The organism is Streptomyces sp. R21 (genome assembly GCF_041051975.1).
Classification (GTDB): domain Bacteria; phylum Actinomycetota; class Actinomycetes; order Streptomycetales; family Streptomycetaceae; genus Streptomyces.
The window spans coordinates 734,581-760,873 of record NZ_CP163435.1; the positions used below are offsets into that span (position 1 = coordinate 734,581).

The following is a 26,293-nucleotide window of genomic DNA, read 5'->3' on the forward strand; positions in this document are numbered from 1 at the left end:
CGACGATCAGTACGGCGTTGACGACGCCCTTGGAGAGCAGGGTGCGGGATGCGGTGCGGCGGCGGGCGGCCGGGGCGGTTTCACGGTCCGCGGGCGTCCGGGTCGGGTTCGTCGCTTGTTGGGTGAGGGTGCTCATGACGCCGCCTTCCACCGGTTGCCGAGCCGGGTGACGATGTAGGAGAGGACGACGCCGAGGACGGCGAGCATCAGGGACGCGGCGGCGGCCAGCCCGTAGTCGTGCTGCACGAACCCGGCCTTCCAGATGAACATCGTCGGGGACCATTCGGTGTCGATGGTGGGCGCTCCGCGCTGGTTGAGCAGGCGCGGCTCGGTGAAGATCTGGATGGCACCGACGCAGGTGAACAGCACGGTCATGACGACCGCGGAGGCGATCAGCGGCACCTTGATCTGCAGGGCGGTGCGGATGGCGCCCGCGCCGTCGACGACGGCCGCCTCGATCGTCTCGCGCGGAACGGCCTGCAGGGCGGCGTAGAAGATGACCATGTTGTAGCCGATCCACTGCCACGCGCAGAGGTTGACCATGGACGAGAGCACATGGTCGTTGCTGTAGAAGTTCCACGAGCCGCCGACGGCGCCGATCCAGTCGAGCACGGGGCTCAGGCCCGGGGTGTAGAGATAGATCCAGATGATCGAGGCGATCAGTCCGGGGATCGCGTGCGGCAGGAACAGGGCGAGCTGGAAGAACCTCTTGGCGCGGGCGAGCGCGGAGTCGACCAGCAGGGCGAGGAGGAGCGAGCCGCCGATCATCACCGGGATGTACAGCGCGCAGTAGAGCGCGATGTGCACGAAGGACTCCCGGAAGCCCTCGTCGGACAGGGCCTTGGTGTAGTTGCCGAGTCCGGAGAACACCCGCTCGGTGCCGCCGAAGCCGAGGCCCGAGGAGCGCTCCTGGAAGAGGCTCATCCACACGGCGTAGCCGATGGGCGCGGCCATGACCACGGCGAACAGCACGAAGAACGGGGTGATGAACAGGGCCGCGGCCCGGCGTTGACTGCGCCGCAGCGGCGGGGTGCCCGAGGGCTTCGGCGGGGGTTGACGGGTGGCCTTCACGGCGGGCGCGAGGGGTGCTGCCACGGTGGCTCCTTGGCGGGGCTGGACGCTTCGGGGAGGCGGGAGGGCCGGGGACCGAGAGGGGCGTCGCGGGTACGGCTGTCTGGACGCGCCCGGACCGGCTCCGGGGGCCCGTGGCGACACAGGCTCCCGGGGCCGGGTTCCTCAGGTCAGTCGGCGAGCTTCAGCCCGCGCTCCTTGATGCCGGACTCGGCCTTCTGCTGACCGGCCTCGACGCCCGCGGTGAAGCCCGACTTGGCCGCCTCGTCCTGGATCGCGGTGTAGACGTCCATCTGGTCGGGGCCCCAGGTCCAGCCGGGGACGATCGTGTCGACCTGCTCGGAGGCGAGCTTGTAGAGGTCCTGGCTCCCGTTCAGGTAGGAGGTGTCGAACTTGGCCGCGGCGACCGCACGCATCTCCGGGTTGGCGGGCAGGGCGCTGCTGGGCGACTCCAGGTCGGCGAGGCGGGCCTCGACGCCGGCCTTGTCCGTGGTGACCCACTTGATGAACTCGGCGGCCGCCTCGGCGTGGTTGCTGCCCTTGAGGACGCCGTAGGAGGTGCCGCCGTAGTTGCCGCTGGCGGCGGTGCCCCAGTTCGGCATGGGGGCGGCGGCCCACTTGCCCTTGAGGTCGGGCATGGCGGTCTTCATACCGCCGGCGGACCAGGAGGCGCCGAGGAAGGAGAGCGTCTTGCCGGAGGCGCGGGCCTTGGTCTCCTCGGGGCTGTAGCCCGTGAATGACTGCACGAGGCCGTCCTTGACCAGACCGTCCCAGTAGGCGGTGACCTTCTTGGTCGCGGCGTCGTCGACGCCGGGCTTCCAGGCGTCGCCCTCGGTGGCGAACCACTTGCCGCCCGCCTGCCAGGAGAGGGCGGCGAGCAGCGCCGGGTCGGACTTCGGCATGGAGGCCAGGCGGACGTTCTTGTCCTTCTTCTTGACCTTCTCCGCGGCGGTCTTGAACTCGTCCCAGGTCTTGGGGACTTCGATGCCGTACTTCTTGAACAGGTCGGTGCGGTAGTAGTAGAGCTGCGGCGCGGCGTCGTAGGGGACGGTCCAGGTCCTGCCGCCGAAGGTGACCAGGTCCTGGAGGGGCTTCGGGAACTTCGACTTGACCGTCTCACCGGCGTACTTGGTCAGATCGATCAGGTTTCCCTGGCTCGCGAACTCCGGGACCATCTGGTACTCGATGGTCGCGACGTCGGGCGCGTTGCCCGCCTTCACCGCGTTGGCCAGTTTGCTGTAGCCGTCGGTCGAACTCGGGATCTCGGTGAACTTGACCCGGATGTCCTTGTGCGTCTTGTTGAACGCCTCGACCGTCGACTTGGCGCCGAGCGTCCAGCTCCAGTAGTCGATGGTCACCGGCTTGCCGTCGGAGGCGGCGTCGGCCGAGCCGTCGTCGCCGCCGCACGCGGTGGCGAGCAGGCCCAGGGCTGCGACGGCGGCGGTGGCGGCTATGCGGAACGAACGTGAAGTGCGCGACATGCACGGCTCCTACGAGACCTCGAACGGGGAGAGGTGGATGCAGGACATCTTTTGTGCGCGCACGATCGGAGTCAAGAGCATTCGAGCAAGACAATCAAAACGATCGCACAACGCTCAGGAATCGAGCGCTGTGCCACCGCAGGACGAACGGATCCTCAACTCCGGAAGCAGTTCGAGGTGTTGACGCGGCGCCGAGGCCCGGCCGGCACGGCGTTCCGCCAGCCGCTGGAGCAGCAGCTTCGCGGCCTGCTCCCCCACCGAGCGCGTGGGCGGGGCGACGGCCGTCAGGGGCACGTCCGCGAGACCGGCGACCTCGTCGTCGTATGCGATGAGCGCCAAGTCGTCCGGCACGCGGATGCCGCACGCCTGGAGCTTCGGCACGAGCACGATCGCGTCCTCGTCGCTGTGAATGAGCGCGGCGGTCACCCCGCGCCTCCGCACCGCCTCGGTCAGGTAGTCGATGGTCGCCTCGTAGTCCCCGTGCTCCCGGACCGTCGGAGCGCCTGTGTCGACCTCCAGGCCCAGTGACTGCACCGCCGCGTGGAAGCCGGCGGAAATCTGCGCGGCGTGCGGGCCCTCCTGGAGCACCGCGGCGATCCGGCGGTGCCCGAGGGACACGAAGTGCCCGACGGCCACCGCGGCGCCGTGCGCCCGGTCCGTGCGCACCCGGTCGAGCCCCGCCGCGGGGTTCCCGGCCGGCGCCGAGCGCTCGACCAGGACGGTAGGCACCTCGCAGTCGACCAGCCACTTCTCCTGGCCGCCGACGGGTACGCCGTCGAACCAGCTGGGGGCGACGAGCAGCCCCTCGGCGCCGCCCGCGATCAGGTGTTCCGCCTGCACGGGGTCCTCGGTGTCGACGTACCCGGACATGCCGAGGACGAGGCGGCCGCCGCGGGCGCCGACGGCCTCGCGCGCGCCGCGGACGATGTCCGCGAAGATGTTGCTCGTGGTCGGGACGATCATTCCGATCACGATGCCCTCGGCGCTCTGCTGGCGCGGCTCCGGTTCGGCGGCCGGGTCACCCGGCCACACCACCGCGCCGTGCAGTCGGTGCACGCGGCCCTGCGCGGCGAGCGTCTCCACGTCACGCCTCAGGGTCACTGCGGAGACGCCGAGTTCGGCGGCGAGTTCGGCGACCCGCAGGCTGCCGCGCTCGCGGACGAGTTCTAGGACCCGCTCATGACGCTGGTCGACGTGCAGTCGCATGGGCTCCCCCTGGGGCAAGGCCGGACGGACAAACGACGGGCGAACGCGGAGCGTGATCCCGTGTGCTCACTGTACGCCCACAATCGTATCGATCGTTTTCGCTCAATACGATCGCTCGCGGGATGCGCCCGGCGCCCGGCTCGCCGCCTATCCCCATAGCCCGCATCGTGGTCATACAAAGTGAAGAATGGGCATGAGGGGGTAAGACCACCTTCGGGGAGCGGAGAGGGCCTCGGTGGGCACGAGCGAGGAACCGGACGTACTGGCCGGGCAGCGCTTCGACATGGCGGACGCTGCGCCGGTGCTGCTCGACGCGCAGATGGCGGTGACCAGCTGGACCGCGGATGCCGAGCGGCTGCTCGGGTATCCGGCCTCCGCGGTCCTGGGCCGGAACGCCGCCGACCTGCTGCTGCCCGAGGACGCGGCCCGGCTCCCCGAGCTGGCCGAGCACTGCCGGGGCAACGGCGGATGGGTGGGGCTGCTGTCCGCGCGGCACCGGGCCGGATACCCGATCCGGGTGATGGTGCGCGTCGTGCCGTTCGTGGGCGGCGAGGGCCCGGCCCGCTGGGTGGTGCTGGTGGGGGACCTGGCAGGCGGCCAGGGCTGGGACATGAGCCGGTCCGTGCTGGAGCGGATGGCCTCGCGGTCACCGGTGGGCATCGCGATCGTGGACACCGACCTGCGGTTCGTGTGGTCGAACGCCGCTCTGGAGCAGTTCGGCGGCGGTCCCGCACCGCAGCGGCTGGGACGCAGACTCGCCGACGTCCAGCCGGGTCTGGACGCGGAGACCCTCGAGGAGCAGATGCGCCGCGTGCTGGAGACCGGCGAGCCGGTGATCGGCTACGAACACGTGGGCCGCATACGGTCGGCGCCGCACCGCGAGACGGCGCACACCATGTCGTTCATCCGGCTGGAGGACGATCACGGCCACCCGATCGGCGTGTACTACACGGTCCAGGACGTCACCGAGCGCTACCGCGCCCGTCAGCGGCTCGCCCTGCTGGACCGGGCCGGCGAGCACATCGGCCGCAGCCTGGACGTGATGCAGACCGCGCAGGAGCTCGCCGACGTCGCCGTGCCGGGCCTGGCCGACTTCGTGACCGTGGATCTGCTGGAGTCCGTGCTCAGGGGCGCCGAGCCGCCGTCCGGTCCACTCGGCGACACGGAGACCGTGCCGCTGCGGCGCGCGGGGCACCGGTCGGTGCGGGACGGCGTCCCCGAGGCCGTCGTGGGGATCGGTGACGTGGCGGCGTATCTCGCCGGGTCGCCGCCGATCCGCTCGCTGGCCGCCGGCGCCTCCTGGCGCGAGGAGCGGCTGGACCCGCTGGCCAAGGAGTGGGCCACCGGCCTGCCCGGAGGCAGAGCCTCCTCGTTCCTGGACCTCGGGCTGCACAGCGTGATGATCGTGCCGATCCCCGCCCGCGGCACCACGCTGGGCGTCACCACGTTCTTCCGGCGCGACCGCCAGGACCCCTTCGACGAGGACGACCTCAACCTCGCCGAGGAACTCGTGCGGCGGGCGGCGCTGTGCGTGGACAACGCCCGCCGCTACACCCGCGAGCGCGACGCGGCCCTCGTCCTGCAGCGCAACCTGCTCCCGCACGGCTTCCCCGAGCTGGGCGCGGTGGAGGTCGCCGCCTGCTATCGGCCCGCCGACGAGCTGACGGGGCTGGCCGGCGACTGGTTCGACGTCATTCCCCTGTCGGGCGCGCGCGTGGCCCTGGTGGTGGGCGAGGTGGCCGGTCATGGCATCGACGGCGCCGCTGCCATGGGGCGCCTGCGCGCCGCGGTGCAGACCCTCGCCGACCTCGACCTGCCGCCCGAGGAGGTACTCGCCCATCTCGATGACCTGGTCAGCCGCACGGCCAGGGAGGAGGGAGCCGGGGCGGACGCCCGCACCAGCGGCATGCAGGCGATGGGGGCGAGTTGTCTCTACGTGGTCTACGACCCGGTCAGCGGGCGGTGCACGATGGCCGGTGCGGGCCATCCCGCGCCCGCCGTCGTCGAACCCGACGGCACCGTCACGTTCGCCGAGGTCCCGCCCGGACCGGCGCTCGGCGTGGGCGGGATGCCCTTCGAGGCGCTCGAACTGACCCTGGCGGAAGGCAGCGTGCTCGCGCTGCACACCGACGGCCTCATCGCCACACCCCGTACCGGACGCGACCCGGAGGCGGGCCGGGAGCGGTTGCGCCGGGCGCTGGAGGCACACGGACAGCCGCTGGACGGGCTGTGCCGCACCATCGTGGACGACCTGGTGCCGAGGCGGCCGTACGACGATGTGGCGCTGCTGATGGCACGCACCCGCCGGCTCGGCGCCGAGCGGGTGGCGACCTGGGAGCTGCCACCCGACCCGGCCGTCGTGGCCGAGGCCCGGAAGTCGGCCACTCGGCAGCTGAGCGACTGGGGACTGGACGACCTCGCCTTCACCACCGAGCTGGTCGTGAGCGAGCTCGTCACCAACGCCATCCGGCACGCCGGCGGCCCGATCCGGCTGCGGCTGATCGCCGAACAGGCCCTGATCTGCGAGGTCTTCGACGGCGGCGCCAGCGCCCCGCACCTACGGCATCCGAAGACGACGGACGAGGGCGGCCGCGGCCTGCTCCTGATCTCCCAGTTCACCCAGCGCTGGGGCACCCGCTACACGTCCGACGGGAAGATCATCTGGGCCGAGCAGTCCCTCACCGACCCTCCGATGTGATGCGCCTCTTTACGTAGGGCACTCAGTTCCCTCAAATGTGCGCACTGAGTGCCGCCCTTTCCGCTCGGTGCTAGGTTCCCGTCCATGAGCGAGGAACCCCGGCGCCGCGACAACGCCGACGCGACGACCGTGAAGCCGCCCATGCGGGACGCCCTGGTCGCGGCGGCCTTCCAGCTCTTCCTGGAGCGCGGCTACGAGCAGACCACGGTCGACGACATCGTGACGCTCGCCGGGGTCGGGCGGCGGTCGTTCTTCCGCTACTTCCCGTCCAAGGAGGACGTGGTCTTCCCCGACCACGAGCGGTGTCTGGCCGACATGACGGCGTTCCTCGGCGACGGCACCGACGAGGACGATCCGGTGCAGCGGGTCTCGGACGCGGCGCGCCTCGTGCTGCGCATGTACGCCGAGAACCCGACGTTCTCCGTCCAGCGCTACCGGCTCACCAAGAAGGTCCCCGGCCTGCGCGCGTACGAGCTGTCGGTCGTCTGGCGCTACGAGCGCGCCCTCGCCGGATACCTGCGCGAGCGCTACGCGGGCCGGCGCGACGGCAGCCTGCGGGCCGACGTCGTCGCCGCGGCCGTGGTCGCCGCGCACAACAACGCCCTGCGTTCCTGGCTGCGTTCGGACGGTCACGCGGACGCGACCGCCTCCGTCGACCACGCGCTCGGTTATGTGCGGACGGCCTTCGGCGGTGCCCCCGACGGCGGTACGACCGAGGAGGCCGAGGACGTGGTGGTCGTCATCTCCCGGCGTGGGGCACCGATGTGGCGGGTCGTCCAGGAGATCGAGTCGACCCTCGGGCAGGACTGAGCGCACACCGCATCTCCCCATTCCAGGGAACTGAGTGCCTTTACGAGTGGCACTCAGTGCCATACTCTGGGCTCGTGCGCGGCGATCCGAGCGCATCCGCATCAGATTCCGGCCGAGCGCAGGGAGATGACATCGTGTACCACCCAGGTATCGCCCTTCATCCGGGCGTCGGCACCGTTTCGGCTCTGGCAAGCCGTCCGGGCCTCGGCACCGCTCCGGTCGCCGGATCCCCGCCGGGAGCCGGGCCCTCCACGGACGTCCTCGACGCCCCCTGCGTCCCCGGGGAGCGCACGGACATTCTTCTCTTCCAGCGGTGCCACTGGTGCGGCACCGCGATGTACCACCGCCTGCTCTGTCCCGTCTGCGCGGGCAGCGACCTGCGGACCGAGGCGAGCGAGGGGGCGGGCATCATCCGCCACTCCACCGTCGTCCACCGCAACACCCCGGCGGCCCGCAACGTCTCCCTCATCGAGATGACGGAGGGCTTCACCGTCCGGGGCCGGGTCATGGGCCCTGCCGCCACCATCCACAGCGGGGACCGTGTCCGCCTCTCCACCGCCCAGGACCCGGTGCGCCGCGAGCCGGTTTTCCAACTGGTCGACAGCCTTTACCAGAGCTGGGCCTGAAGCAGCCTGTGCCGAACGGTCCTAGTCGCGCTCCAGGGCCGTACAGACGCAGACCCTGTTGCCGTCGGGGTCGGCGAGCACGGTGAACGCCGGTGCTTCGGAATCGTCGACCACGACACCACCGGCGGCGACGGCGGCCGCGATGCGCTCGTCGGCGATCTCCGGGGCCAGCCACAGGTCGATGTGCCAGCGCTGGCGCGGGGTTTCGTGGGCGTCGGTGCGCTGGAACCACACGGCGGGCACCCGGTTCGTCGGGTCGAGGACATCGAGGGCAGCGTCACCTCGCTTGCGGCTGGGGCCCCCGGTGAGCAGCGCGGACCAGAACGGCGCCACCGCTGTGTCGCTGACGGTGTCGAGCGCGAGTTCCAGCTGCGCCACTTCGCCGGGCACTGCGGTCAGGTGGTGCTCGTGGGCCAGGCCGGTGATGGTCCGGGCCAGTCGGACGTCGGCCGCCGTGACCCACCGTCCGCCGGTCTCGGCGTCGACTGTGTACAGGGCCACGTCGACGAACCCGCTTCCGAGCCGGATCTCCGGCTCCTGTCCGGCGGCGACTGCCGCCTCGGCGACCGCCGACACGAACGCGGCTCCCCCGACGAGGTCGGCGACACGGTAACGGGCCACGAGCGGCTGCGCGAGCTTGCGCCAGTCGCCGAGTCCGGCATCGATCGCGCCGAGAATGTCCGGGGTACTGAGTCTCTTCATGCTCCGATGATCCCCATGGGCCGCGCGCCGATCCAGCGATCGGCACTCGCCGCGGCGAGGTTGCCTTCCGCTTACTCGACCACTGCTCCGTGGCGAAGCAGTGGAGTGCGTTCTTCGTCGGCAGAAGGGGACGGCGCGTGACATTCATGGGCGCCGCCGCCTTGGTCGACAAGGTCCTCGTACACCCCGACCTTGAACCGGATCAGGTCCAGGGACTCGGTGAGCCTGCCGATCTGGGTGGTGACGCGCGCTTGGTGCTCACGCATGAGCGTGAGTCGCTCTTCCTCGTTGCCGGCGCCTTCTCTGACGAGATCCGCGTATCGGCTGAGCGCGGGCAGCGGCATGCCTGAGGCGCGGAGAATGATGCAGACGGTGAGCCAGTCGACGTCATCCTGACTGTAGGTGCGGCGCCCGCCCGGTCCGCGCCGCACCGGATTGACGAAGAGGCCCTCGCGCTCGTAGAAGCGCAGCGCGTGAACGCTCAAGCCGGTGCGTTCAGCGACCTGTCCGATGCTCAGACTCGCCGTGATGTCAGCCATAGCAAGCAGCGTAACGGGGGTTGATCTAGAGCCGGGTCTAGGTCCTAGGGTCCCTCGTGCGACCGGCTCTTCTGTCGCTCTACGTACTGGGTTGAACTGGTAAGGGGCATCACCATGCGTTATCGCACTCTCGGCAAAACCGGTATCGAGGTCAGTGTCCACTGCCTCGGGACCATGATGTTCCAGGACGGCTTCAACTCCGATCACGACGATTGTGTCCGTATCATCCACGCCGCCCTCGACCAGGGAATCAACTTCGTCGACACCGCCGACATGTACGGACAGGGCGAGTCCGAGGAAATCGTGGGAAAGGCGCTGCGGGGGCGCCGTGACGACGTCGTACTCGCCACCAAGGTCCACTTCCAGATGGGTGAGGGCCCCAACCGCGGTGGCAACTCACGGCGTTGGATCGTCAAGGCGGTCGAGGACAGCCTCAGGCGCCTGGACACCGACTGGATCGACCTCTACCAGGTCCACTTCCCCGACCACTCCACTGACATCGAGGAGACGCTCTCGGTGCTCAGCGACCTCGTGCACCAGGGAAAGATCCGCGCCTTCGGCTGCTCGAACTACCAGGCCGACGAGATCGTCGAGGCACACCATGTGTCCGAGCGGCGCGGCCTCGGACGCTTCCGCACCGACCAGCCGCCCTACTCGATTCTTGCCCGCGGGATCGAAGCCTCGCTCCTGCCCGTCTGCGAGCGCTACGGAATGGGGGTACTGGTCTGGAGCCCCCTCGCCTTCGGGTTCCTCACCGGCAAGCACCGCAAGGACCGGCCCATCGACCTGGAAACCGGCCGTGCCGCCTTTCGACCGGCGTTCTTCGATCCCTCGATCGCCGAAAACGCCGCCAAGCTTGACGCCGTCGAACATCTCATCGAACTCGCGGCAAGTATCGGCTGCACCCTCCCCCAGCTCGCCATAGCCTTCACCGTGGCCCACCCCGCCGTCACCTCGGCGATCATCGGACCGCGGACCATGCAGCAGCTGGAGGGTCTGCTCAAGGGCGCCGCGCTCACCCTGGACGATGCGACCCTCGACCGGATCGACGAGATCGTGCCGCCCGGGACGAACCTGTACAACCCCGCAGCCCGACTCCCTCCGCGGTCGCTGACCGAGACCGCCTTGCGCCGCCGCCCACTCACCGAACGCTCCGCGTCCTGAGCGACCTGATCGCGGTGAACGGGTTCCTCAAGCGCTCCACGAATTCCCGGTCCGGCAAGTCGCCGCCGGGCGTCAAGAAGTGGGCCCGCAACCGCGCTCGGCGACCGAACGGACCGGCACCCAGGGCCGGTTCGCGCGGTCGCCGAGGCGGGTCCGTCAGCTGTAGGTGATGTCCGACGACGAGTACTTGCAGTAAGTACCGTCGGCGTCCTTGCCGTTGGTGGTCGGCTCCGCACCCGTGTTGTTGCCGATGTACTTCTGGCAGGGAACGATCTTCTTGCTGGTGTCGCCGACGATCTTGATGGCCTTCAGGGTCGCGCTGTCACCGTAGTTGGTGTTGATGCCGACCAGCTTGTTGCCCTTGTAGGTCGCCTCGATGGTGCTGAGGTTGATCTTCCGCTTGTACTGCGTCCGGCAGTTGCCGCAGGAGCGGACGAAGGTGCCGAAGTTCTTCACCGCGAAGTTCGACACGTTGAGCGTTCCGGCGCCGTTGAACTGGAACACCTTGTCGCTGGCTTCCTTCGCTCCGCCGCCGGAGACGGTGTAGACGTTCGACGACGAGGAGCCGAGGAACGTGGCCGCATCCTCGCCGACGTCCTCCCACCAGACGTTCTGCAGCGTGCAGCTGCCCAGGCAGTGGATGCCGTCGGCGGCGGGCGAGCCGATGATGACGTTCTTCAGGACGGTGCCGGCCGCCAGCTCCAGGATCGGGTCCTGGTCCTCGTTCTGGCCGCCGGTGCCCAGGTCGCCGCTGCCGTACAGGCGCTGCATCCCGTAGTCCTTGGTGCCGGAGACCGAGATGGTGGCGGTGACCGCCTTGCTGCTGGTGGGGGTCGGCCAGGTGGCGGCGCTCGCCGGGGAGAACGTGCCGCTGGTCATGATCATGGCACCCGAGAGGCCGACGGCGGAGAGCGCTCCGGCGAGAGCACGCCCGCGGCTGCGTCGACGGGACCGCGGATCGGTTCGCGGATGTGTGCGCAGTCGTACTGGTGAAGTCATGTCCCGATGCCTTCTTCCAGGTGGGGGATGGTCAGAGCTTTCCGGCGCCCGCGCCGGACGTCACCGCGGCGACGACGGACGAGGCGGGCTCGGCGGTGTAGCTGTACGGCGGGCTGGTGAACGTGCCCACCCGGGAGACCTCGGTGGCGGCTCCGCCGAGGTCGTTGCCGCGCAGGTTGGCGTAGCCGTCCACGTCGCTGTCGCGGTTCGTGGTGACGGCGACCACCGTGGAGCGGAACACGTTGTTCTCGACGAGCATCTGGGCGCCCATCCGCGAGTGCACCGCGGTCTCGGCGCCGACGACGTAGTTGTCGTAGAAGTGCCCGGTGCCGAACCGCAGGCTGGGGATGCGCGAGTAGACGTTGTCGAAGGAGTTGTGGTGGTACGTCACCCGCAGATGCCCGGTGTCCTCGCTCGCGTTGTTGTCGCTGTGGCCGACGAGCGACCCCTTGAAGTGGTCCTTGAAGGTGTTCCAGGACACCGTCACGTAGTCGGAGCCGTGGTTGATGTCGAGCAGACCGTCGTAGTAGTCCTTGTCGTGGTTGCGGTCCGCCGAGAAGGAGTTGTGGTCGACCCACACCTTGGTCGAGGCCTGGACGGTGACGCCGTCGGCGGGGGCGACCGGCTTGCTGATGTTCAGGTTGCGGATGACGACGTTGGTGACCTTCTTCAGCCGCAGCCCGCCGCCGGTGAACCCGGAGGACGAACCGACGCCCAGGACCGTGGTGTTGGAGCCGACGTCGACCTGACCGCTCAGCGAGATCAGCCCGTTGACCTTGACGACCTTGGCCGTGTTGCCGGTGACGGCGGTCTTGAACGCGGCCAGCGTGCTGACCGTGACGGCTGACGCGCTGCCGCCGCCGGTGGTGCCTGCGCCGAAGCCGACCGGGGCGGTCTCGGCGGCTCCCGCGCTCTGCGGGAGGACGAGCGCCGCGCCGACGCCCAAGGCGGTGGCCGTGGCCGTCGCCAGGAGCAGTCGGCGGGAGCGCTTCCGTGGGGGGAGGTGTGGGGGGAGAGTACGCATGCGGGTGTGTCCCTTCGCGGGGAATCCGTGGGTCATATTCGCGAACGGCGTACGCCATGTTGAACTTCGTGCGATGCACAGCGTCACCCGGCGGCGGGTGAAAAAGCTCCGGGGAGTGCACTTCCCCAGGTAATGCGGCTCCGGGATCTCATATCTCGTACATGCGATGACGCAGACGGGTCACGCTGCTGAACGGGAACGTAAGGGGCAAGCGCTTTCTAGTCAACGCTTCACGCAGAACACATCAAGCCAACTCCCGTACCGGACAGCAGCATTGGCCCCTCCACCTGCGCCGTCGCCACGGCATGTCCGTACGACGGAAAGGGCGATCTCCGTCAACCCGTGAACGGCATCCCCGTCACCCCGGGAGGCATGTTGTACGGAGTGACCACCTGGATCGCCGACGGCAGGAACGGCCCCTCGTCGGGCAGCGCGTGGTGGGCCCGCATGATCGTCTGGCAGGCGCGGCGCATGTCCTGCCGCAGGTCGTGGTGGAGCACTGCGGACAGCCGCCGCTCCCCCAGCAGCCGGATGTTGTCGTGGTCCAGGTCGTGCGCGACGAAGACGCGCAGCTCGCGGCCGAGCGTGTCGAAGGCGTCGACCGTCGCCGCGTTGCCGCCGCCGATGGAGTAGACCGCGTTGATCTCCGGGTCCTGTTCGAGGGCGGCCACGGCGAGTTCGCGCTGGCCGGCGTCCAGTCCGTCGCTGCCCGTGACCTCGACCAGGCGCCGGGCGGGCAGGGCGTCGCGCAGGGCACTGCGGAAACCCATCTCCCGCTCCTCCTCACCGCGGAAGAAGCCGCGGCTGACCGTGGTGAGCACGCTCCCCGGACGGTCGCCGAGCCACTGGCGCACGAGGTAGGCCGCGGTGGCGCCCGCCGCCCGGTTGTCGATGCCGACGTAGGCCAGTCGCGCGCTGCCGGGCAGATCGGTGACCAGGGTGACGACGGGGATACCGGCGGCCACCAGCCGTCCGACGGCCGCGGCGACCTCGGGCAGGTCGGGTGCCTTGAGGATCACTCCCTGAGTGCCCCGTCCGGCGATCCTGTCCAGTTCCCTGATCAGCTCGGACACGGGTCCGGTCTCCCGGAAGTGGAAGCGCGAGCGCACCACGGCCGGGTGCAGGGACGGCAGTTCGGCCTCCAGGGCGTCGCGCACCGCGGAAGAGAACCGGTCCGGTGCCTGCATCACGATGTCGACCATGAACGTACGGCCCCCGATGCGCACCTGGGTGCGCTGACGGTCGAGGTCGTCGATGGCCTGGCGCACCTCGCGGACGGTGCTCTCCCGTACACCGCCCCGGTCGTTGAGGACCCGGTCGACAGTGGCCTGGCTCAGGCCGGCCTGACGGGCGATCTCCCTGATCGGGTACGGGTGGGCCATGGCTACGTCCTGGACGGTCGTTGAGGGGTTTTTGACGGTCTTCTGCGGATTGTATGAGGGGCTCGGGGTCCTGAGACTGGCAGATGAACGGCCCTTTGGAAAGGACTCCTGATGTCTCTGACCGACCCCCGACCACGGACCTGGCTGACGGACGACGACTGCCGTCTCGAAGCCTTCCGCCCACTGATCGAGCAACGCACCGAGCCGCGCGACTACCCGGCCGCCATGGCTGTCGAGCAGAACGTCCTCGTCTACGACTGCGACCGCCTCCGTGGGAGCGTCGCCACCGCATCCGGCCGCCGGGCGGTACATGAGGAGTTCGTGCGCGCGCTGCTGGACGGGCCGGGCATCGTGGTCCTCAAGCGGGCGTTCCCGGATCACGGGGTCGTGGACCGGGCCACCGAGGTCTTCGAGGCGCTGATCGAGGAGGAGCGTGCGACGGGCGGGGCCCGCGGCGACCACTTCGCCAAGCCGGGATCCAACGACCGGGTGTGGGGCGCCCTCGACAAGCTCGCCGTCCGCGCCCCCGAGGTGTTCGCCGACTACTACGCGAACGACGTGCTGACCCTGGTGGCCGAGGCCTGGCTCGGCTCCGGCCACCAGATGACCTCGCAGGTCAACGTCGTCAACCCAGGAGGCGCGGCGCAGAGCCCGCACCGTGACTACCACCTCGGGTTCCTCTCCCAGGAGCGGGCGGCGGCGTACCCGGCCCATGTGCACCGGCTCTCCCCCGTCCTGACCCTCCAGGGCGCGGTGGCGCACTGCGACATGCCGGTCGAGTCCGGCCCGACGCTGTATCTGCCGCACTCGCAGAAGTACGAGCCCGGCTATCTCGCCTGGCGGCGCCCGGAGTTCATCGAGTACTTCGCGGACCGTCATGTGCAGCTCCCGCTGGACAAGGGCGACGCGGTCTTCTTCAACCCCGCGCTCTTCCACGCCGCCGGGCACAACCGCTCGGCGGACATCCGGCGCATGGCGAACCTGCTGCAGATCTCCTCCGCCTTCGGCCGGGCGATGGAGAGCGTCGACCGGGAGGCGATGGCGAACGCGCTCTTCCCGGTCCTGCTGCGCCGCAAGGGCGCGGGCGCCGACGAGGAGTGGCTGCGCCGGGTGGTCGCGGCCTGCGCCGAGGGCTATCCCTTCCCGACCAACCTGGATCTCGACCCGCCGGTCGACGGGCTCGCCCCGCCGTCTCAGGCGGACACCGTGTGGCGAGCCGTGGCCGAAGGCTGGATGCCGGAGCGGCTGGGCCGGGAACTGAAGGCCGGCGCCGTGCGCCGCGCGAACTGAAGGAGACAGCGGACTCATGGGGTTTCAGGAACTACTGCGGGACAAGGTCGTCCTCGTCAACGGCGGCAGCCAGGGCGTCGGCGCGGGCATCGTGCGCGCTGCCGTAGGCGAGGGGGCGACCGCCGCCTTCACGGGACGCCGCGCCGAGGTCGGTGAGCGGCTCGCGGCGGAGACCGGCGCTTTCTTCGTACGGGCCGATCTGGCCGATCCCGCACAGGCACGGGAGGCCGTGGAGCAGGTCGTGGCCGCCCACGGACGGGTCGACTGCCTGGTCAACGCCGCCGGTCTGACCTCGCGTGGCTCGCTCCTGGACACCACTCCGGAGCTGTTCGACGCGCACATCGCGATCAACCTGCGGGCCCCGTTCTTCGCGATGCAGGCCGCCGTCCGGCACCTGGTGGACCGCGGGGCGCCGGGCACGATCCTCAACATCATCACCTCCTCGGAGCACGGCGGGCAGCCCTTCCTCGCCCCGTATGTCGCCGCCAAGGCCGGACTCGCGGGCCTCACCCGCAACGCCGCTCACGCGCACCGCTGGGACCGGATCCGGATCAACGGCCTCAACATCGGGTGGACCGAGACGGAGGGCGAGGACGCCGTGCAGCGCGCCTTCCACGGCGCTGGCGACGACTGGCGGGAGAAGGCGGCGAAGACCCTGCCGATGGGCAAGCTCGGACAGGTCGACGAGATCGCGGACTTCGTCGTCCTCCTGCTCTCCGACCGCAGCGGCGTGGTGACCGGCTCGGTCATCGACTGGGACCAGAACGTCATCGGCGGACTCGACTGACCCGCGCGAGCGGGCGTACGCCATGCACTCCCCCACACACCGTCCACCGCTCTCGAAGGAGCAACTTCTCATGCGTATCGGCATCCTGGGACTCGGCCGGATCGGCGCCTTCCACGCCTCGACCCTCGCCGGGCTCGACACGGTGGACTCGCTGGTGGTCACCGACCCGGTGGCCGCGGCCGCCGCGTCGGCCGCCGAACGGCTCGGGGCCATCGCGGTCGACTCCCCCGAAGTGCTGCTCGCCTCCGGTGTCGACGGCGTCGTGATCGCCGCGGCCACCGACGCGCATCCGGCGCTCATCGTCGCCGCTGTGCGGGCCGGAGTGCCCGTCTTCTGTGAGAAGCCGGTGGCGCGGACCGTGGAGGAGAGCCTCGCCGTGCTGCGCGCGGTCGAGGACAGCGGGGTCGAGGTGCAGATCGGCTACAACCGGCGTTTCGACGCCGGTTGCGTGGCCGCGCGCAAGGCGGTGGTGAGCGGCGAACTCGGTCCGCTGCACACCGTCCGCTCGACCACGCTGGACCCGGCGCCGCCGCCGGCCGCCTACATCGCCGCGTCGGGCGGGATCTTCCGGGACTGCGCCGTGCACGACTTCGACATCGTGCGCTGGGTCACCGGCCGGGAGGTCACCGAGGTGTACGCGACGGGCGGCAACCGCGGGGCCGAGTACATCGCCGCCGCGGGCGACGTCGACACGGCGTCGGCCCTGCTCACCCTCGACGACGGCACGCTCGCCGTCGTCTCCAACACCCGCCACAACGCCCGCGGTCACGACGTTCGGCTGGAACTGCACGGCATGAAGGACAGTATCGCCGTGGGCCTGGAGGACCGGCTGCCGCTGCGCTCCGTGGAGCCGGGCGCCACCTTCCCCGCCGGTACGCCGCACACGTTCTTCCTCGACCGCTTCGCCGACGCCTACCGGGCCGAACTCAGGGCATTCACCGAGGTGGTCGCGGGCCGTAGCACCTCGCCGTGCACAGTGGCGGACGCCGTCGAGGCGAGCTGGATCGCGGAGGCCTGCACCCTGTCGCTGGCGGAACACCGTCCGGTGCGGCTGGAGGACGTCCGCAAGGGGTGACGTCCGGCGTCACCACGGCGGCCGCGCACCCCAACACCGTTCCGTTTGTGAGCGTTGGGGCGTTCGCCCTGCGCGTGGTCGGAGAGTGGATAGCGTGCGGTGGTCAGCGTTCATGTGAGTGTGCACCACGTGCACGAGGGGGAAAGTTTCACATGGGAAGCGGAAGCATGCGTGCGTCCAGAGCCCTGGTCCGGTTGATCCTCGCCCTGGTCGCGGGGGCCGTTCTCGTCCTGACCGGGCCGGGCGCCGCCCAGGCCACGACCGGCGCGGACATCCCGGCGCCCACCGAGGGAGGCATCTCGGCGACCGTGAAGTTCTACGGGGCGGTAGTGCCGCAGCCCTACAACCCGGACCCCAACGCCGCCTTCGGCGACCGCAAGTGCCAGCTCATCTACCACGACTACAGCCCGACGCCGGGCTGCGGCGGCTTCAGTCTCTCCGTCGTCCTGCACAACGTCCGCAACCAGCCCGGCTATCTGGCCGGACTCTCCAGCACCGGCGGTTACTTCACGGCGTCCGCGGACACCGAGCGCACCTTCGGCTGCATGACCTCCGACGGCGCCTTCGACCACAGCACGAGCGTTGTCGTCCGCACGCATCAGCAGCCCCTGTCGGCGGTGTACTACGCACCGGACAGCAACTACATCTTGTCCCAGTTCCACAAGTACACCGATGACTACGGCCCCGGATTCTTCGTCAACTTCGAGGCCGTGCAGGTCAGTTGCCCCGAAGGGATGACCGCGACGCAGTACGGCCTCAAGGTCACCGACGTCAACGTCAGCATCGACGACGCGAACGTCTTCGGCACCACGACCTGGAGCACTCCGGGGCCGTTCTACGCGTGATGTCCTGCCTCAGTCGACCGGCGAGATGCGGATGCCCACGGTGCCGCTCGCGCCGCGCCGCAGGCGGCTGCCGAGGAGGGTGAGGCGGCCGATGAGACCGTACTTGCGGGCGAGGAGGCGCCGGTACTCGGCGGTCTCGGCCGGGCCGAGGATCACGGCCGTGGCCGGGATCGGGTCGCCGGTCGGGTTCCCGCGCAGGTCGCAGGGGCCCACCAGCACGTCGGGCCGGTTGCGGATGCGCTTGACCTTCCAGGCGTCCGCGGCGGACCAGGCTCCGAGCGCCTCGCCGTCGCGGACCACCCACACCGGTGTGGCGACGCCCGTGCCGTTCTTGCGGTAGCTGGTGATCAGCAGGTACTTGCCCGACCCGAGGGTGTCCAGCGAGGTCTCGTTCATGGCCGGAGTCTAAGCGCCCGGGTGCGAGGGCCCGGGCGCTCGGTCGTGCGCTGTGGCGGGCAGCCGGGTCAGGACAACTGGCCGTCGTAGTCGGGCAGCTTGTACGTGCGCTCGGCGTGGCCGCCGACGAGGTCGGTCTCGTTGTTGCCGACGTTGGCGATGATCGTGTAGCCGAGGGACTCGATCTCCGCCCGCTTGCCGGTCTTGTAGGCGCTGACCTCGTCGAACAGATCGGGCAGGTCGCGGACGTAGAGGCCGGAGACCGGGTAGCCGACGGTCTTCAGGTTCCACTTCGTCTCGGAGTAGATGATGCCCGGCCGGGCGGTGACGAAGAAGACGGCGACGCCCCGGGAGGCCGCGTACTTGGCGAGCGCGAGGGACGGCTTGAGGGCCGGAGTGGGGAGCTGGTACCAGGGGTGGAAGTCGGTCTCCAGCGTGGTGTTGTCGATGTCGAAGACGAGGGCCAGCTTCTGCCCCGCGGCGTTCGCGGTGCGCTGCTGGACGTAGGGCGTCGCCTGGTCGATGACGGCCTGGACGTCACGCTGCCAGGTGGCGTAGTCGACGTCGGTGCTCGTCGCCGACGCGCTCGCCGCGATCTGGACCGGAGCCGCCGCCGCGGTACCCGCCGCGGTGACCGTTCCTCCGATCCCCAACGCCACGACCGCCGAAACCGCGCCTATACGGCGGCCCACACCACGTCCTGTCATTCCCGTCCCCTTCGCAGATCTTCATGTCTCACAACTTCGGCGCAACGAGGTAGGAGTACCGTCGCCGCGCACGTCATGTTCACGCCCAAGGATGTACGGAGGGCGGCGCAAAAGTTACCCCCCGGTAGCGACTTTCTGCCGGTGATCCTCGGCCGCGCGGACATTCCGGATGCGGGGTGGCATGCGTCGGCCTCCCGTGTGAGCCTTGGCTCGCGGGAGGCGGGCCGCGGTACCGGTACAAAAGAGGAGAGGCGGCTGCAATGGCAATACCGAACATCGTGATCGTGGGCGGCGGATTCGCCGGTGTCGAGACCGCGCGGGGTCTGGAGCGGGCCCTTTCGCCCGGTCAGGCCCGGGTCACCCTGGTCAGTCCGACGGGGTATCAGCTCTATCTGCCGTTGCTGCCGCATGTCGCCTCCGGTGTCGTCACCCCGCAGTCCGTGGCGCCCTCGCTGCGCCGGATCCTGCGCCGCACCGAGCTGCTGCCGGGCGGTGTGGTGGGCGTGGACCCGCAGGCCAAGGTCTGTGTCGTACGCAAGATCACCGGCGGCTTCGTCGACCTGCCGTACGACTATCTGGTGCTCACCCCCGGCAGTGTGACCCGCACCTTCGACATCCCCGGTCTGCAGGACGAGGCCCGGGGCATGAAGACGCTGGCGCAGGCCGTGTATCTGCGCGACCACGTGATCGCCCAGCTCGACCTGGCCGCGGCCACCTCGGACGAGGAGGAACGGACGGCGCGGCTGCAGTTCGTGGTGGTCGGCGGCGGCTATGCGGGCGCCGAGACCGTGGCCTGCCTGCAGCGCCTCACCACCGCGGCGGCCAAGCGCTACCACCCGCGCATCGATCCCTCCCTCATCAAGTGGCACCTGGTCGACGTCGCCCCCAAGCTGCTGCCGGAGCTCGGCGACAAACTGGGCGCCACCGCGCTGCGCATGCTCACCAAGCGCGGTGTGGAGATCTCCCTCGGCACATCCGTCGCCTCCGTCACGGAGGACAAGGTCACCCTCACCGACGGCCGGGTGCTGCCCTCGCGGACGCTGGTGTGGACGGCCGGGGTCGCGGCGAGCCCGCTCGTCGACTCCATGGGCGCCGAGACCGTACGCGGCCGGATCGTCGCCGAGCCCGACTTCACGGTGCCAGGACTGGACGGTGTGTTCGCGCTGGGTGACGCGGCCGCCGTGCCCGACCTGGTCAAGGGCGACGGTTCCTACTGCGCGCCGACCGCCCAGCACGCCGCCCGGCAGGGGCGGCACGCTGCGAAGAACCTGGCGGCGCTGCTGCGCGGGCAGCCCATGGCGCCGTACAAGCACAAGGACCTCGGGCTGGTCGTCGACCTCGGCGGTTACGACGCGGTGTCCAAGCCGCTCGGCATCGGCCTCAAGGGTTTCCCCGCGCAGGTCGTGGCCCGCGGGTACCACCTGTACGCGCTGCGCACCGGGGCTGCGCGGTTCCGCACCGGTGCGAACTGGCTCCTCAACTCGGTCGCGGGCGACGACTTCGTGCGCACGGGCTTCCTCTCCAACAGGGCGGGAACCCTGCGGGACTTCGAGTACACCGACGTGTATCTGACGCCGAAGGAGGTCGCGGCCCGGACCCGCCCCGACAGCGGGGAGGGCTGACCCTCAGCCCACTGCGGGGCTCCCCAGCAGGGCGAGATAGCGGCGGGCGAAGAGATAGGCGTCCCCGGGCCAGCGGGCCGAGAGGTAGTGGCCGTCCTCGACGACGAAGGCGTGCGTGTCGTCGTTGGCGGTCCCGCGCCGGGTCAGGGTGCGCGGACCTCGTGCGAACTGGGCGTCCGGGGCGCCTAGGGCCGACCTGACCTCGTCCTCGACATAGGCCGGATAGGTGCGGTAGTAGCGGCCGAGACGCCAGGCGGTGGTCAAGTAGGCCGTACGTTCCATGTACTTGGGCAGGCAGGTGGTGCGCCGGCCGGCGATGACACTGCGGCCCGTCGCGGTGTCACGTGAGCGGGCGAGGACGAGAACGCCGTGGCAGATGGCGCCGACGGGCCGCTCAAGTGCCCAGAAGCGCGCGACCTGTTCCTGAAGGGCCGCCGAGCCGAGGTACTGGCGCATGCCCGGTGCATGGCCGCCCGGCAGCAGCAGCCCGTCGAACTCCCCGACCTCGATGTCCGCCCAGGACACGGTGGCGGTGAACTCCGGTACTGCGGTGAGCTCTTGGTAGAACCGCCGGGGTTCCTCGTCGGCGCCGAGCTGCCCGAAGAGCACGCCGGTCAGCAGGCGCGGATCCGCCGCCGGCCGGGTGCCCGCCCGCTCGGTGGCGAGGACGACCTCGTGGCCCGCGTCGGTGAGCAGACGCCACGGCACGGCTACTTCGGTGACGTCGAAATCGCGGTCGGGGACCGGCATCAGCACACGCATGTGCACATGATGGCAGGGGGCACGTGGGGCGATGCTGTTCCTGGACACAGCGAAGGAGGCGGGCCGTGAGGGATGACGGCGACCGGGCAGAGCGCGGTGGGGCGCCGCCCGATGCCCGGTGCGCGGGGCAGGTTCTCGAGGTCGCCTGTGACGAGTCGGGGTCCGACGGGGAGAACCTCACCCGTGGGAACACCGACGTGTTCGCGCACGCCAGTGTGCATCTGCCGATGGAGTCCGCCGCGGACCACGTTCAGGAGGTGCGGGACCGCATCCGCTCGCCGGCGGAGGTGTACAAGGCGAACCACCTGCTGCGGGAGAAGCACCGGCCGGTGCTGGAATGGCTGCTCGGTCCGTCCGGGCCTGTATACGGGCGCGCGTATGTCCATCTGACCGACAAGTCGTTCCTCGTCGTGGACAGGGTGGTGGACCTGCTCGTGGGGGACGGCGGGGCGACGGCCCTCACTCTCTACCGCGAGGGCCCGCGCGTCTACGGCAACGAGCGCTGGCAGGAATTCCTGGACTCCTGCAACGACCTGATGCGCACCCGCTACAACGGCGAAGTGGGCACGCCGGTCGACTCGTTCTTCCGTGTCGTGGACGTCCTGAGCCGTGCCGGCGCCGACGACCGGGTGGGCGAGATCATGGCGTTGCTCGGGCGGTCCCGCTCGCGCGCCGAGTCCTTCCGGGCCGGGATGCTCCATGCCCCCGCCATGATTCCCGTGCTCAATCCGCTGCTTCCGGCGATCGTCGACACGGCCGCCCACTGGAGTGCCGGCGGGCGGCGCGTCCTGCTGGTCCACGACCGGCAGAACATGCTCACCGAAGAGCGGATCGCCTGGATCCGGCGGGCGTCGCGGCTGCAAGGGCTCACGCTGGTCGACTCGCGCGAGGACGCGCGGGTCCAACTGGCCGATTTCCTCGCCGGAATCGCCCGCAAGATCGCCTCGGACGAGCTCAACGAACGGGGCGATCCGCACCTGACCGCGCTGCTGCGGCCCTACGTCGGCGCGTCCTCCGTCTGGGGCGACGACCGCAGCGCGGCCCTGCTGCGGCCACCCAATCTCTCCCCCAGGGGCGCAAGGGGCAACTCGGCCGTCTAGATTGCCAGTTGACACCGCATTTCAGGACCTCTTCGCAACTCCAGGAGCTGAACCCGTGACCGAGAACCCGGCAGCCGCGGAACACCCCTCCGAGTCGGTGCGCAGCCGCATCATCACGACGCAGCCGCACACGGCCCGGATATGGAACTACTGGCTGGGTGGCAAGGACAACTACGAGGTCGACCGGGCGGCCGGGGACCAGATCCGTCAACTGCACCCGGGCATCGGCGACTACGCGCAGGCCGACCGGCTGTTCCTGGGCCGCGCCGTGAGCCACCTGGTCGCCGACCGCGGGATCCGCCAGTTCCTCGACATCGGCACCGGCCTGCCGACCGCGGACAACACGCACGAGGTCGCCCAGCGGCTCGCCCCGGACGCGCGGATCGTGTACGTCGACAACGACCCGCTGGTGCTGGCGCACGCCCGCGCGCTGCTCACCAGCACGCCCGAGGGCAGCACGGACTACCTCGACGAGGACCTCCGCAATGTGGACGCCATCCTCGAACATGCCTCCAAGACGCTGGACTTCAGCCAGCCGGTCGGCCTGGTGCTCCTCGGTGTCGTCATCTTCATCGGCGACGACGACGAGGCGTACTCCATCGTGCGGCGTCTGCTGGACGCACTGCCGTCGGGCAGCCACCTCGTCCTCTCGCACACGATCACCAGCCCGGCGATGCCCGACGTGGACGACGCCGTCGCCTTCTGGAACGAGCACGGCACCCCCAAGCTGACCCAGCGCACTCCCGAGGCGGTCGCCCGCTTCTTCGACGGGCTCGAGCTCCTCGAACCGGGTGTCGTGTCCTGCTCGCGCTGGCGGCCGGAGAACACCGACGGGGCCGAGCCGGACGAGGTCGCGATGTTCGGCGGGGTGGGCCGCAAGGCCTGACGGCGGACGCCGTTGATGTACGGCGTTTCGGAGTGAACGCAGTGGCGTCACCGCACGTAAGGGAGAAGGGTGCTCAAGACCGGGGCCCCTGCGGTGGTGACGCCGTGCAGTTCGGCTTCGGGAGCCATGGATGAAGCACGCACGACGACGGATCGTCCGACGGGGGGCGCGATTCGCGGCCGTCGGCGGGCTGCTCTACGGAGGGCTGATGGTGACGCACGCGATGGCGAGCGAACCCTCCGACACGTCGCGTGCCACCGCGAGTTCCGCCCAGGCCGCCGCCTCCATGGGCACCGACCTGGTCACGCGCCTGGGCACCGCCCGGACCGCGGGCAGCTGGATCGCCACCGACGGCCGGCCCGTGGTCGCGGTGACCGACGCGGGCGCCGCGGCCGAGGTGACGAAGGCGGGGGCGCGCGCCAAGGTCGTGGACTTCAGCATGCAGGACCTCAAGTCCGCGACCCAGACCCTGAGTTCATCACCGCGGGTGGCGGGCACCGCGTGGGCCGTGGACTACACCCACAACGAGGTGGTGGTGCAGGCCGACAGCACCGTCTCCGCCTCCGACTGGTCGCGGCTGACGAAGGTCGCCGACGGCATCGGGGGTTCCGTGCGCATGGAGCGCACCCAGGGCACCTTCACCACCCGGCTGAACGGCGCGCAGCCGATGTTCTCCACCGGCGGGCGCTGCTCGGCGGGCTTCAACGTGACCAACGGCCAGAACCAGTTCATCCTGACAGCCGGGCACTGCGGACCGGCCGGCTCGATCTGGTTCGCCGACAACCAGGGTTCCCAGCAGCTGGGCCGGACCATCAACCAGGCCTTTCCCGGCAATGACTTCTCCCTGATCCAGTACGACAGCGGGCAGGCGGGCGCCGGGAGCAACGTCGTGGCCATCGGCGGCGGCCAGGGCGTCCGGATCGTCGGGGCCGCCGATCCGACGGTCGGCCAGCGGGTCTTCCGCAGCGGGAGCACCAGTGGGATGCACGACGGGCAGGTGACCGCGCTCAACGCGACGGTGAACTACCCCGAGGGCACGGTCACCGGGCTCATCGAGACCACGGTGTGCGCCGAACCCGGGGACAGCGGCGGCCCCTTGTTCTCCGAGGGGGTCGCGCTCGGGGTGACCTCGGGCGGCAACGGGGACTGCAAGACGGGCGGTACGACGTTCTTCCAGCCGGTGACCAAGGCCATGAGCACGCTGGGGGTGCAGTTGGCCGGGCTGCCGGGGGCCTCCGCGGGCGGGGCCGCGGCCTCCGCGGCGCCGTCGTCCTCGGCCTCGCAGGGGGCGGCCATCGCGCCGAGCTCGGTCGCGCCGGGTTCGGTCGAGGCGGTCGGTACGTCCGGGACCGCGCAGACACTGGTCTCGCGGCTCACGGACCCGAAGAACATCGGCCCGGGCCTGCTGGTGATCGCGGGAAGCCTCGTCGCCCTGGTGGCCACGAGGTACATCCGCACGGAGCAGGAGCGCAACCGGTACCGTCGCGCGTTCTCACAGAGTTGGGGGTGATCCGGGGCCGAGGACGGCGCCCCGCGGGGCTTCGCCTCGCGTCACGCCACCTTGGTGGGTTGGGGAGCGGCCGCCGCCCATTCCGTGACCAGCCGCTGGTACTCCCGCCGCTCGTCGATGTTCAGCGTCCCGCCCGCCCGGAACCACAGGGCCCGGATCTCCTCGTTGACCTCGGCTGCGGAACGCTCCGAGGCGGAGTCAGGAGTGATGGACATGGTGTGAAGCATACGGGGATCGACGTGAAGGCGATGTGAGTAATCGTACGTCTCGCAACATTACGGACCGTGAAGCTGATCACTCTCGATCATCACCGTGCGGCAAGGCCCCAGTTCAGGCCTGGGCGGAACCGAGCACGAGCACCTGGATCGCCAACACCGCCGCTCCGCGCGCCCAGTCGTGGAAGTCGGACACCTTCGTCTCCAGGTCGACCGGGGCGGCCAGCGGATGCCGGTGGGCCCGGAGGGTCTCCTCAACCGTCCGGCCGGCCACCTCCATGAGTCCGACGCCCTCGCCGGCGAGCAGGATCTTCTGCGGCATGGCGAAGTTGGCGATCTGCGCGACCAGGGTGCCCAGGGCGTGTGCCGCCTCGTCGACGACGCGCAACGGCATGGGTTCCCCGGCGGCGGCGAGGGCGAGGATCTCCTCGTAGGTCCGGTCGTGGCCGGTGGCCGCCTGAACCTGGTAGCGGATGTTGGGGATGGTCAACAGCGAGACAGCGCTGCCGCGTTCGCCGTCAGGGGTGAGCGGGCCGTCCGGGCGGAGGATCCAGTGGCGGCCGAAGCCGCGGTCCTCCTCGGCGCAGGGCACCCGTTTGCCGCCCAGGACGAGCCCGTAGCCGATGCCCGCGCCGATGGTGAGGACAACGAAACGGTCGAGGCCCCGGCCGGCGCCGAACCAGGTCTCGGCCTCGACGAGGGCGGCGACGTCGTTCTCGACGACCACCCGCAGTCCGGTGCGCTCCTCCACCAGCTCCGCCAGCGGGACGTCGCGCCATCGCAGGAACGGCGATTCGCCGACCACGGCCCGGTCCTGGACGAGTCCGCCCACGCCGATGCCGATCCCCGCGAGCCGGGGGTGCTCGGCGGCCAGTTCGGCGGTCATCTCCCCCAGCAGGTCGGCGACTTGGGCCGGGTCGTGGGTGGTGAGCGGGCGGTCGTGGCGGGCGACGATGTCGCTCCTGAGGGTGGTGACGACGCCGTAGACCATGTCATCGGTGATCTTGAAGCCGATGAAGGAGCGGGACTCGGCGACGACGTCCAGCGGTTGCGAGGGGCGGCCCTGCCGGGCCTCTGCCAGGGTGCCGCCTTCGGGGACCTCGACCAGCAGGCCGGATTCGATCAGCGGCTTGGTCAGCCGGGTGAGGCTGCCCGCCGAGAGGTTCAGCCGCCGGGCGAGTTCGGTGCGCGACAGCGGGCCGTGGACGAGCACCTCGATCGCCACCGAGCGTTCACCGGAGCTCAGCGGCAGCCAACTGGCGGCGCGTGTGGTCATGAGGCTCAGACTCCCGCAAGATTTCTTTCGCAGTGGAACTAATAGGTACCGCAGGAGCCACCTTAGACCGTTACATCCGGCCAGGAAAAGATGTGTGCACGACCCTTGACGGCTCGATTC

The 26,293-nt window shown here is 70.1% G+C and carries 25 protein-coding genes; 12 read left to right on the top strand and 13 right to left on the bottom strand.

The genetic code is table 11. The features are described from left to right. Positions 1–132: 132 nt before the first annotated feature. The 3 genes from AB5J56_RS03505 to AB5J56_RS03515 all read right to left on the bottom strand — a co-directional run bounded on the left by AB5J56_RS03505 (position 133) and on the right by AB5J56_RS03515 (position 3,758). Entirely contained in the window at positions 133–1,095 is a 963-nt protein-coding gene (locus AB5J56_RS03505; RefSeq protein ID WP_369229894.1) for a carbohydrate ABC transporter permease, read from the bottom strand. Between the two features lie 146 nt (positions 1,096–1,241). Continuing rightward, complete coding sequence (locus AB5J56_RS03510) at positions 1,242–2,552, bottom strand: ABC transporter substrate-binding protein (RefSeq protein ID WP_369229896.1); 1,311 nt, start codon at positions 2,550–2,552, stop codon at positions 1,242–1,244. Between the two features lie 114 nt (positions 2,553–2,666). Continuing rightward, a complete protein-coding gene (locus tag AB5J56_RS03515) occupies positions 2,667–3,758 on the bottom strand; it encodes a substrate-binding domain-containing protein (protein ID WP_369229898.1) in 1,092 nt (363 codons plus the stop codon). 235 nt (positions 3,759–3,993) lie between these two features. Here AB5J56_RS03515 and AB5J56_RS03520 point away from each other — a divergent pair, with 235 nt between their 5' ends. The 3 genes from AB5J56_RS03520 to AB5J56_RS03530 all read left to right on the top strand — a co-directional run bounded on the left by AB5J56_RS03520 (position 3,994) and on the right by AB5J56_RS03530 (position 7,892). Further along, a complete protein-coding gene (locus AB5J56_RS03520) occupies positions 3,994–6,456 on the top strand; it encodes a SpoIIE family protein phosphatase (protein WP_369229900.1) in 2,463 nt (820 codons plus the stop codon). Between the two features lie 141 nt (positions 6,457–6,597). After that, positions 6,598–7,266 carry a TetR family transcriptional regulator gene (locus tag AB5J56_RS03525; RefSeq protein WP_369242339.1) on the top strand — a complete coding sequence of 223 codons (669 nt, stop codon included), beginning with the start codon at positions 6,598–6,600 and terminating at the stop codon, positions 7,264–7,266. Between the two features lie 296 nt (positions 7,267–7,562). After that, positions 7,563–7,892 carry a Zn-ribbon domain-containing OB-fold protein gene (locus AB5J56_RS03530; RefSeq protein WP_369242341.1) on the top strand — a complete coding sequence of 110 codons (330 nt, stop codon included), beginning with the start codon at positions 7,563–7,565 and terminating at the stop codon, positions 7,890–7,892. A gap of 21 nt (positions 7,893–7,913) precedes the next feature. On the opposite strand, the gene AB5J56_RS03535 is transcribed toward AB5J56_RS03530, so the two are convergent. Continuing rightward, positions 7,914–8,594 (bottom strand): VOC family protein, encoded by a 681-nt coding sequence (locus AB5J56_RS03535; protein WP_369229902.1) that lies wholly within the window; start codon positions 8,592–8,594, stop codon positions 7,914–7,916. Positions 8,595–8,665: 71 nt separating this feature from the next. After that, a complete protein-coding gene (locus AB5J56_RS03540; RefSeq protein ID WP_369229904.1) occupies positions 8,666–9,133 on the bottom strand; it encodes a MerR family transcriptional regulator in 468 nt (155 codons plus the stop codon). A gap of 114 nt (positions 9,134–9,247) precedes the next feature. Here AB5J56_RS03540 and AB5J56_RS03545 point away from each other — a divergent pair, with 114 nt between their 5' ends. Beyond that, positions 9,248–10,297 carry an aldo/keto reductase gene (locus tag AB5J56_RS03545; protein WP_369229905.1) on the top strand — a complete coding sequence of 350 codons (1,050 nt, stop codon included), beginning with the start codon at positions 9,248–9,250 and terminating at the stop codon, positions 10,295–10,297. A 156-nt stretch (positions 10,298–10,453) separates the two neighbouring features. Here AB5J56_RS03545 and AB5J56_RS03550 read toward each other — a convergent pair whose 3' ends face one another. The 3 genes from AB5J56_RS03550 to AB5J56_RS03560 all read right to left on the bottom strand — a co-directional run bounded on the left by AB5J56_RS03550 (position 10,454) and on the right by AB5J56_RS03560 (position 13,702). Continuing rightward, positions 10,454–11,182: a pectate lyase gene (locus AB5J56_RS03550; RefSeq protein ID WP_369242343.1), complete on the bottom strand. Its 729-nt coding sequence runs from the start codon at positions 11,180–11,182 to the stop codon at positions 10,454–10,456. 145 nt (positions 11,183–11,327) lie between these two features. Beyond that, positions 11,328–12,320, bottom strand: a complete 993-nt coding sequence (locus AB5J56_RS03555; RefSeq protein WP_369229907.1) for a polysaccharide lyase family 1 protein — start codon at positions 12,318–12,320, stop codon at positions 11,328–11,330. 335 nt (positions 12,321–12,655) lie between these two features. After that, a complete protein-coding gene (locus AB5J56_RS03560) occupies positions 12,656–13,702 on the bottom strand; it encodes a LacI family DNA-binding transcriptional regulator (protein ID WP_369229909.1) in 1,047 nt (348 codons plus the stop codon). Between the two features lie 111 nt (positions 13,703–13,813). Between AB5J56_RS03560 and AB5J56_RS03565 the strand changes: the two genes are divergently transcribed. The 4 genes from AB5J56_RS03565 to AB5J56_RS03580 all read left to right on the top strand — a co-directional run bounded on the left by AB5J56_RS03565 (position 13,814) and on the right by AB5J56_RS03580 (position 17,699). After that, positions 13,814–14,992 carry a phytanoyl-CoA dioxygenase family protein gene (locus tag AB5J56_RS03565; protein ID WP_369229911.1) on the top strand — a complete coding sequence of 393 codons (1,179 nt, stop codon included), beginning with the start codon at positions 13,814–13,816 and terminating at the stop codon, positions 14,990–14,992. 16 nt (positions 14,993–15,008) lie between these two features. After that, on the top strand, positions 15,009–15,779 hold the full coding sequence (locus AB5J56_RS03570; protein ID WP_369229913.1) for an SDR family oxidoreductase: 771 nt from the start codon (positions 15,009–15,011) through the stop codon (positions 15,777–15,779). A 70-nt stretch (positions 15,780–15,849) separates the two neighbouring features. Then, a complete protein-coding gene (locus AB5J56_RS03575; protein WP_369229915.1) occupies positions 15,850–16,854 on the top strand; it encodes a Gfo/Idh/MocA family oxidoreductase in 1,005 nt (334 codons plus the stop codon). Between the two features lie 167 nt (positions 16,855–17,021). Then, entirely contained in the window at positions 17,022–17,699 is a 678-nt protein-coding gene (locus AB5J56_RS03580) for a hypothetical protein (RefSeq protein ID WP_369229917.1), read from the top strand. Positions 17,700–17,708: 9 nt separating this feature from the next. On the opposite strand, the gene AB5J56_RS03585 is transcribed toward AB5J56_RS03580, so the two are convergent. After that, a complete protein-coding gene (locus tag AB5J56_RS03585; RefSeq protein ID WP_369229919.1) occupies positions 17,709–18,095 on the bottom strand; it encodes a PPOX class F420-dependent oxidoreductase in 387 nt (128 codons plus the stop codon). Positions 18,096–18,163: 68 nt separating this feature from the next. Beyond that, positions 18,164–18,802: an HAD family acid phosphatase gene (locus AB5J56_RS03590; protein WP_369229922.1), complete on the bottom strand. Its 639-nt coding sequence runs from the start codon at positions 18,800–18,802 to the stop codon at positions 18,164–18,166. 260 nt (positions 18,803–19,062) lie between these two features. Here AB5J56_RS03590 and AB5J56_RS03595 point away from each other — a divergent pair, with 260 nt between their 5' ends. Further along, complete coding sequence (locus tag AB5J56_RS03595; RefSeq protein WP_369229924.1) at positions 19,063–20,424, top strand: NAD(P)/FAD-dependent oxidoreductase; 1,362 nt, start codon at positions 19,063–19,065, stop codon at positions 20,422–20,424. Between the two features lie 3 nt (positions 20,425–20,427). Here the strand turns inward: AB5J56_RS03595 and AB5J56_RS03600 are convergent, their stop codons facing one another. Next, positions 20,428–21,186: a type 1 glutamine amidotransferase domain-containing protein gene (locus tag AB5J56_RS03600; protein ID WP_369229925.1), complete on the bottom strand. Its 759-nt coding sequence runs from the start codon at positions 21,184–21,186 to the stop codon at positions 20,428–20,430. Positions 21,187–21,251: 65 nt separating this feature from the next. On the opposite strand from AB5J56_RS03600, the gene AB5J56_RS03605 reads away from it, so the two are divergent. The 3 genes from AB5J56_RS03605 (at position 21,252) to AB5J56_RS03615 (ending at position 24,682) form a co-directional block, all read left to right on the top strand. Beyond that, the gene (locus tag AB5J56_RS03605; RefSeq protein ID WP_369229927.1) at positions 21,252–22,286 is read left to right on the top strand and encodes a DUF3800 domain-containing protein; all 1,035 of its coding nucleotides are present in this window, start codon (positions 21,252–21,254) and stop codon (positions 22,284–22,286) included. Positions 22,287–22,341: 55 nt separating this feature from the next. Continuing rightward, positions 22,342–23,172: an SAM-dependent methyltransferase gene (locus AB5J56_RS03610; RefSeq protein ID WP_369229928.1), complete on the top strand. Its 831-nt coding sequence runs from the start codon at positions 22,342–22,344 to the stop codon at positions 23,170–23,172. Positions 23,173–23,302: 130 nt separating this feature from the next. Continuing rightward, positions 23,303–24,682: a S1 family peptidase gene (locus AB5J56_RS03615; RefSeq protein WP_369229930.1), complete on the top strand. Its 1,380-nt coding sequence runs from the start codon at positions 23,303–23,305 to the stop codon at positions 24,680–24,682. A gap of 41 nt (positions 24,683–24,723) precedes the next feature. Here AB5J56_RS03615 and AB5J56_RS03620 read toward each other — a convergent pair whose 3' ends face one another. Further along, positions 24,724–24,909 carry a hypothetical protein gene (locus AB5J56_RS03620; protein WP_369229932.1) on the bottom strand — a complete coding sequence of 62 codons (186 nt, stop codon included), beginning with the start codon at positions 24,907–24,909 and terminating at the stop codon, positions 24,724–24,726. 103 nt (positions 24,910–25,012) lie between these two features. Then, entirely contained in the window at positions 25,013–26,173 is a 1,161-nt protein-coding gene (locus tag AB5J56_RS03625) for an ROK family protein (protein WP_369229934.1), read from the bottom strand. Between the last annotated feature and the right edge of the window lie 120 nt (positions 26,174–26,293).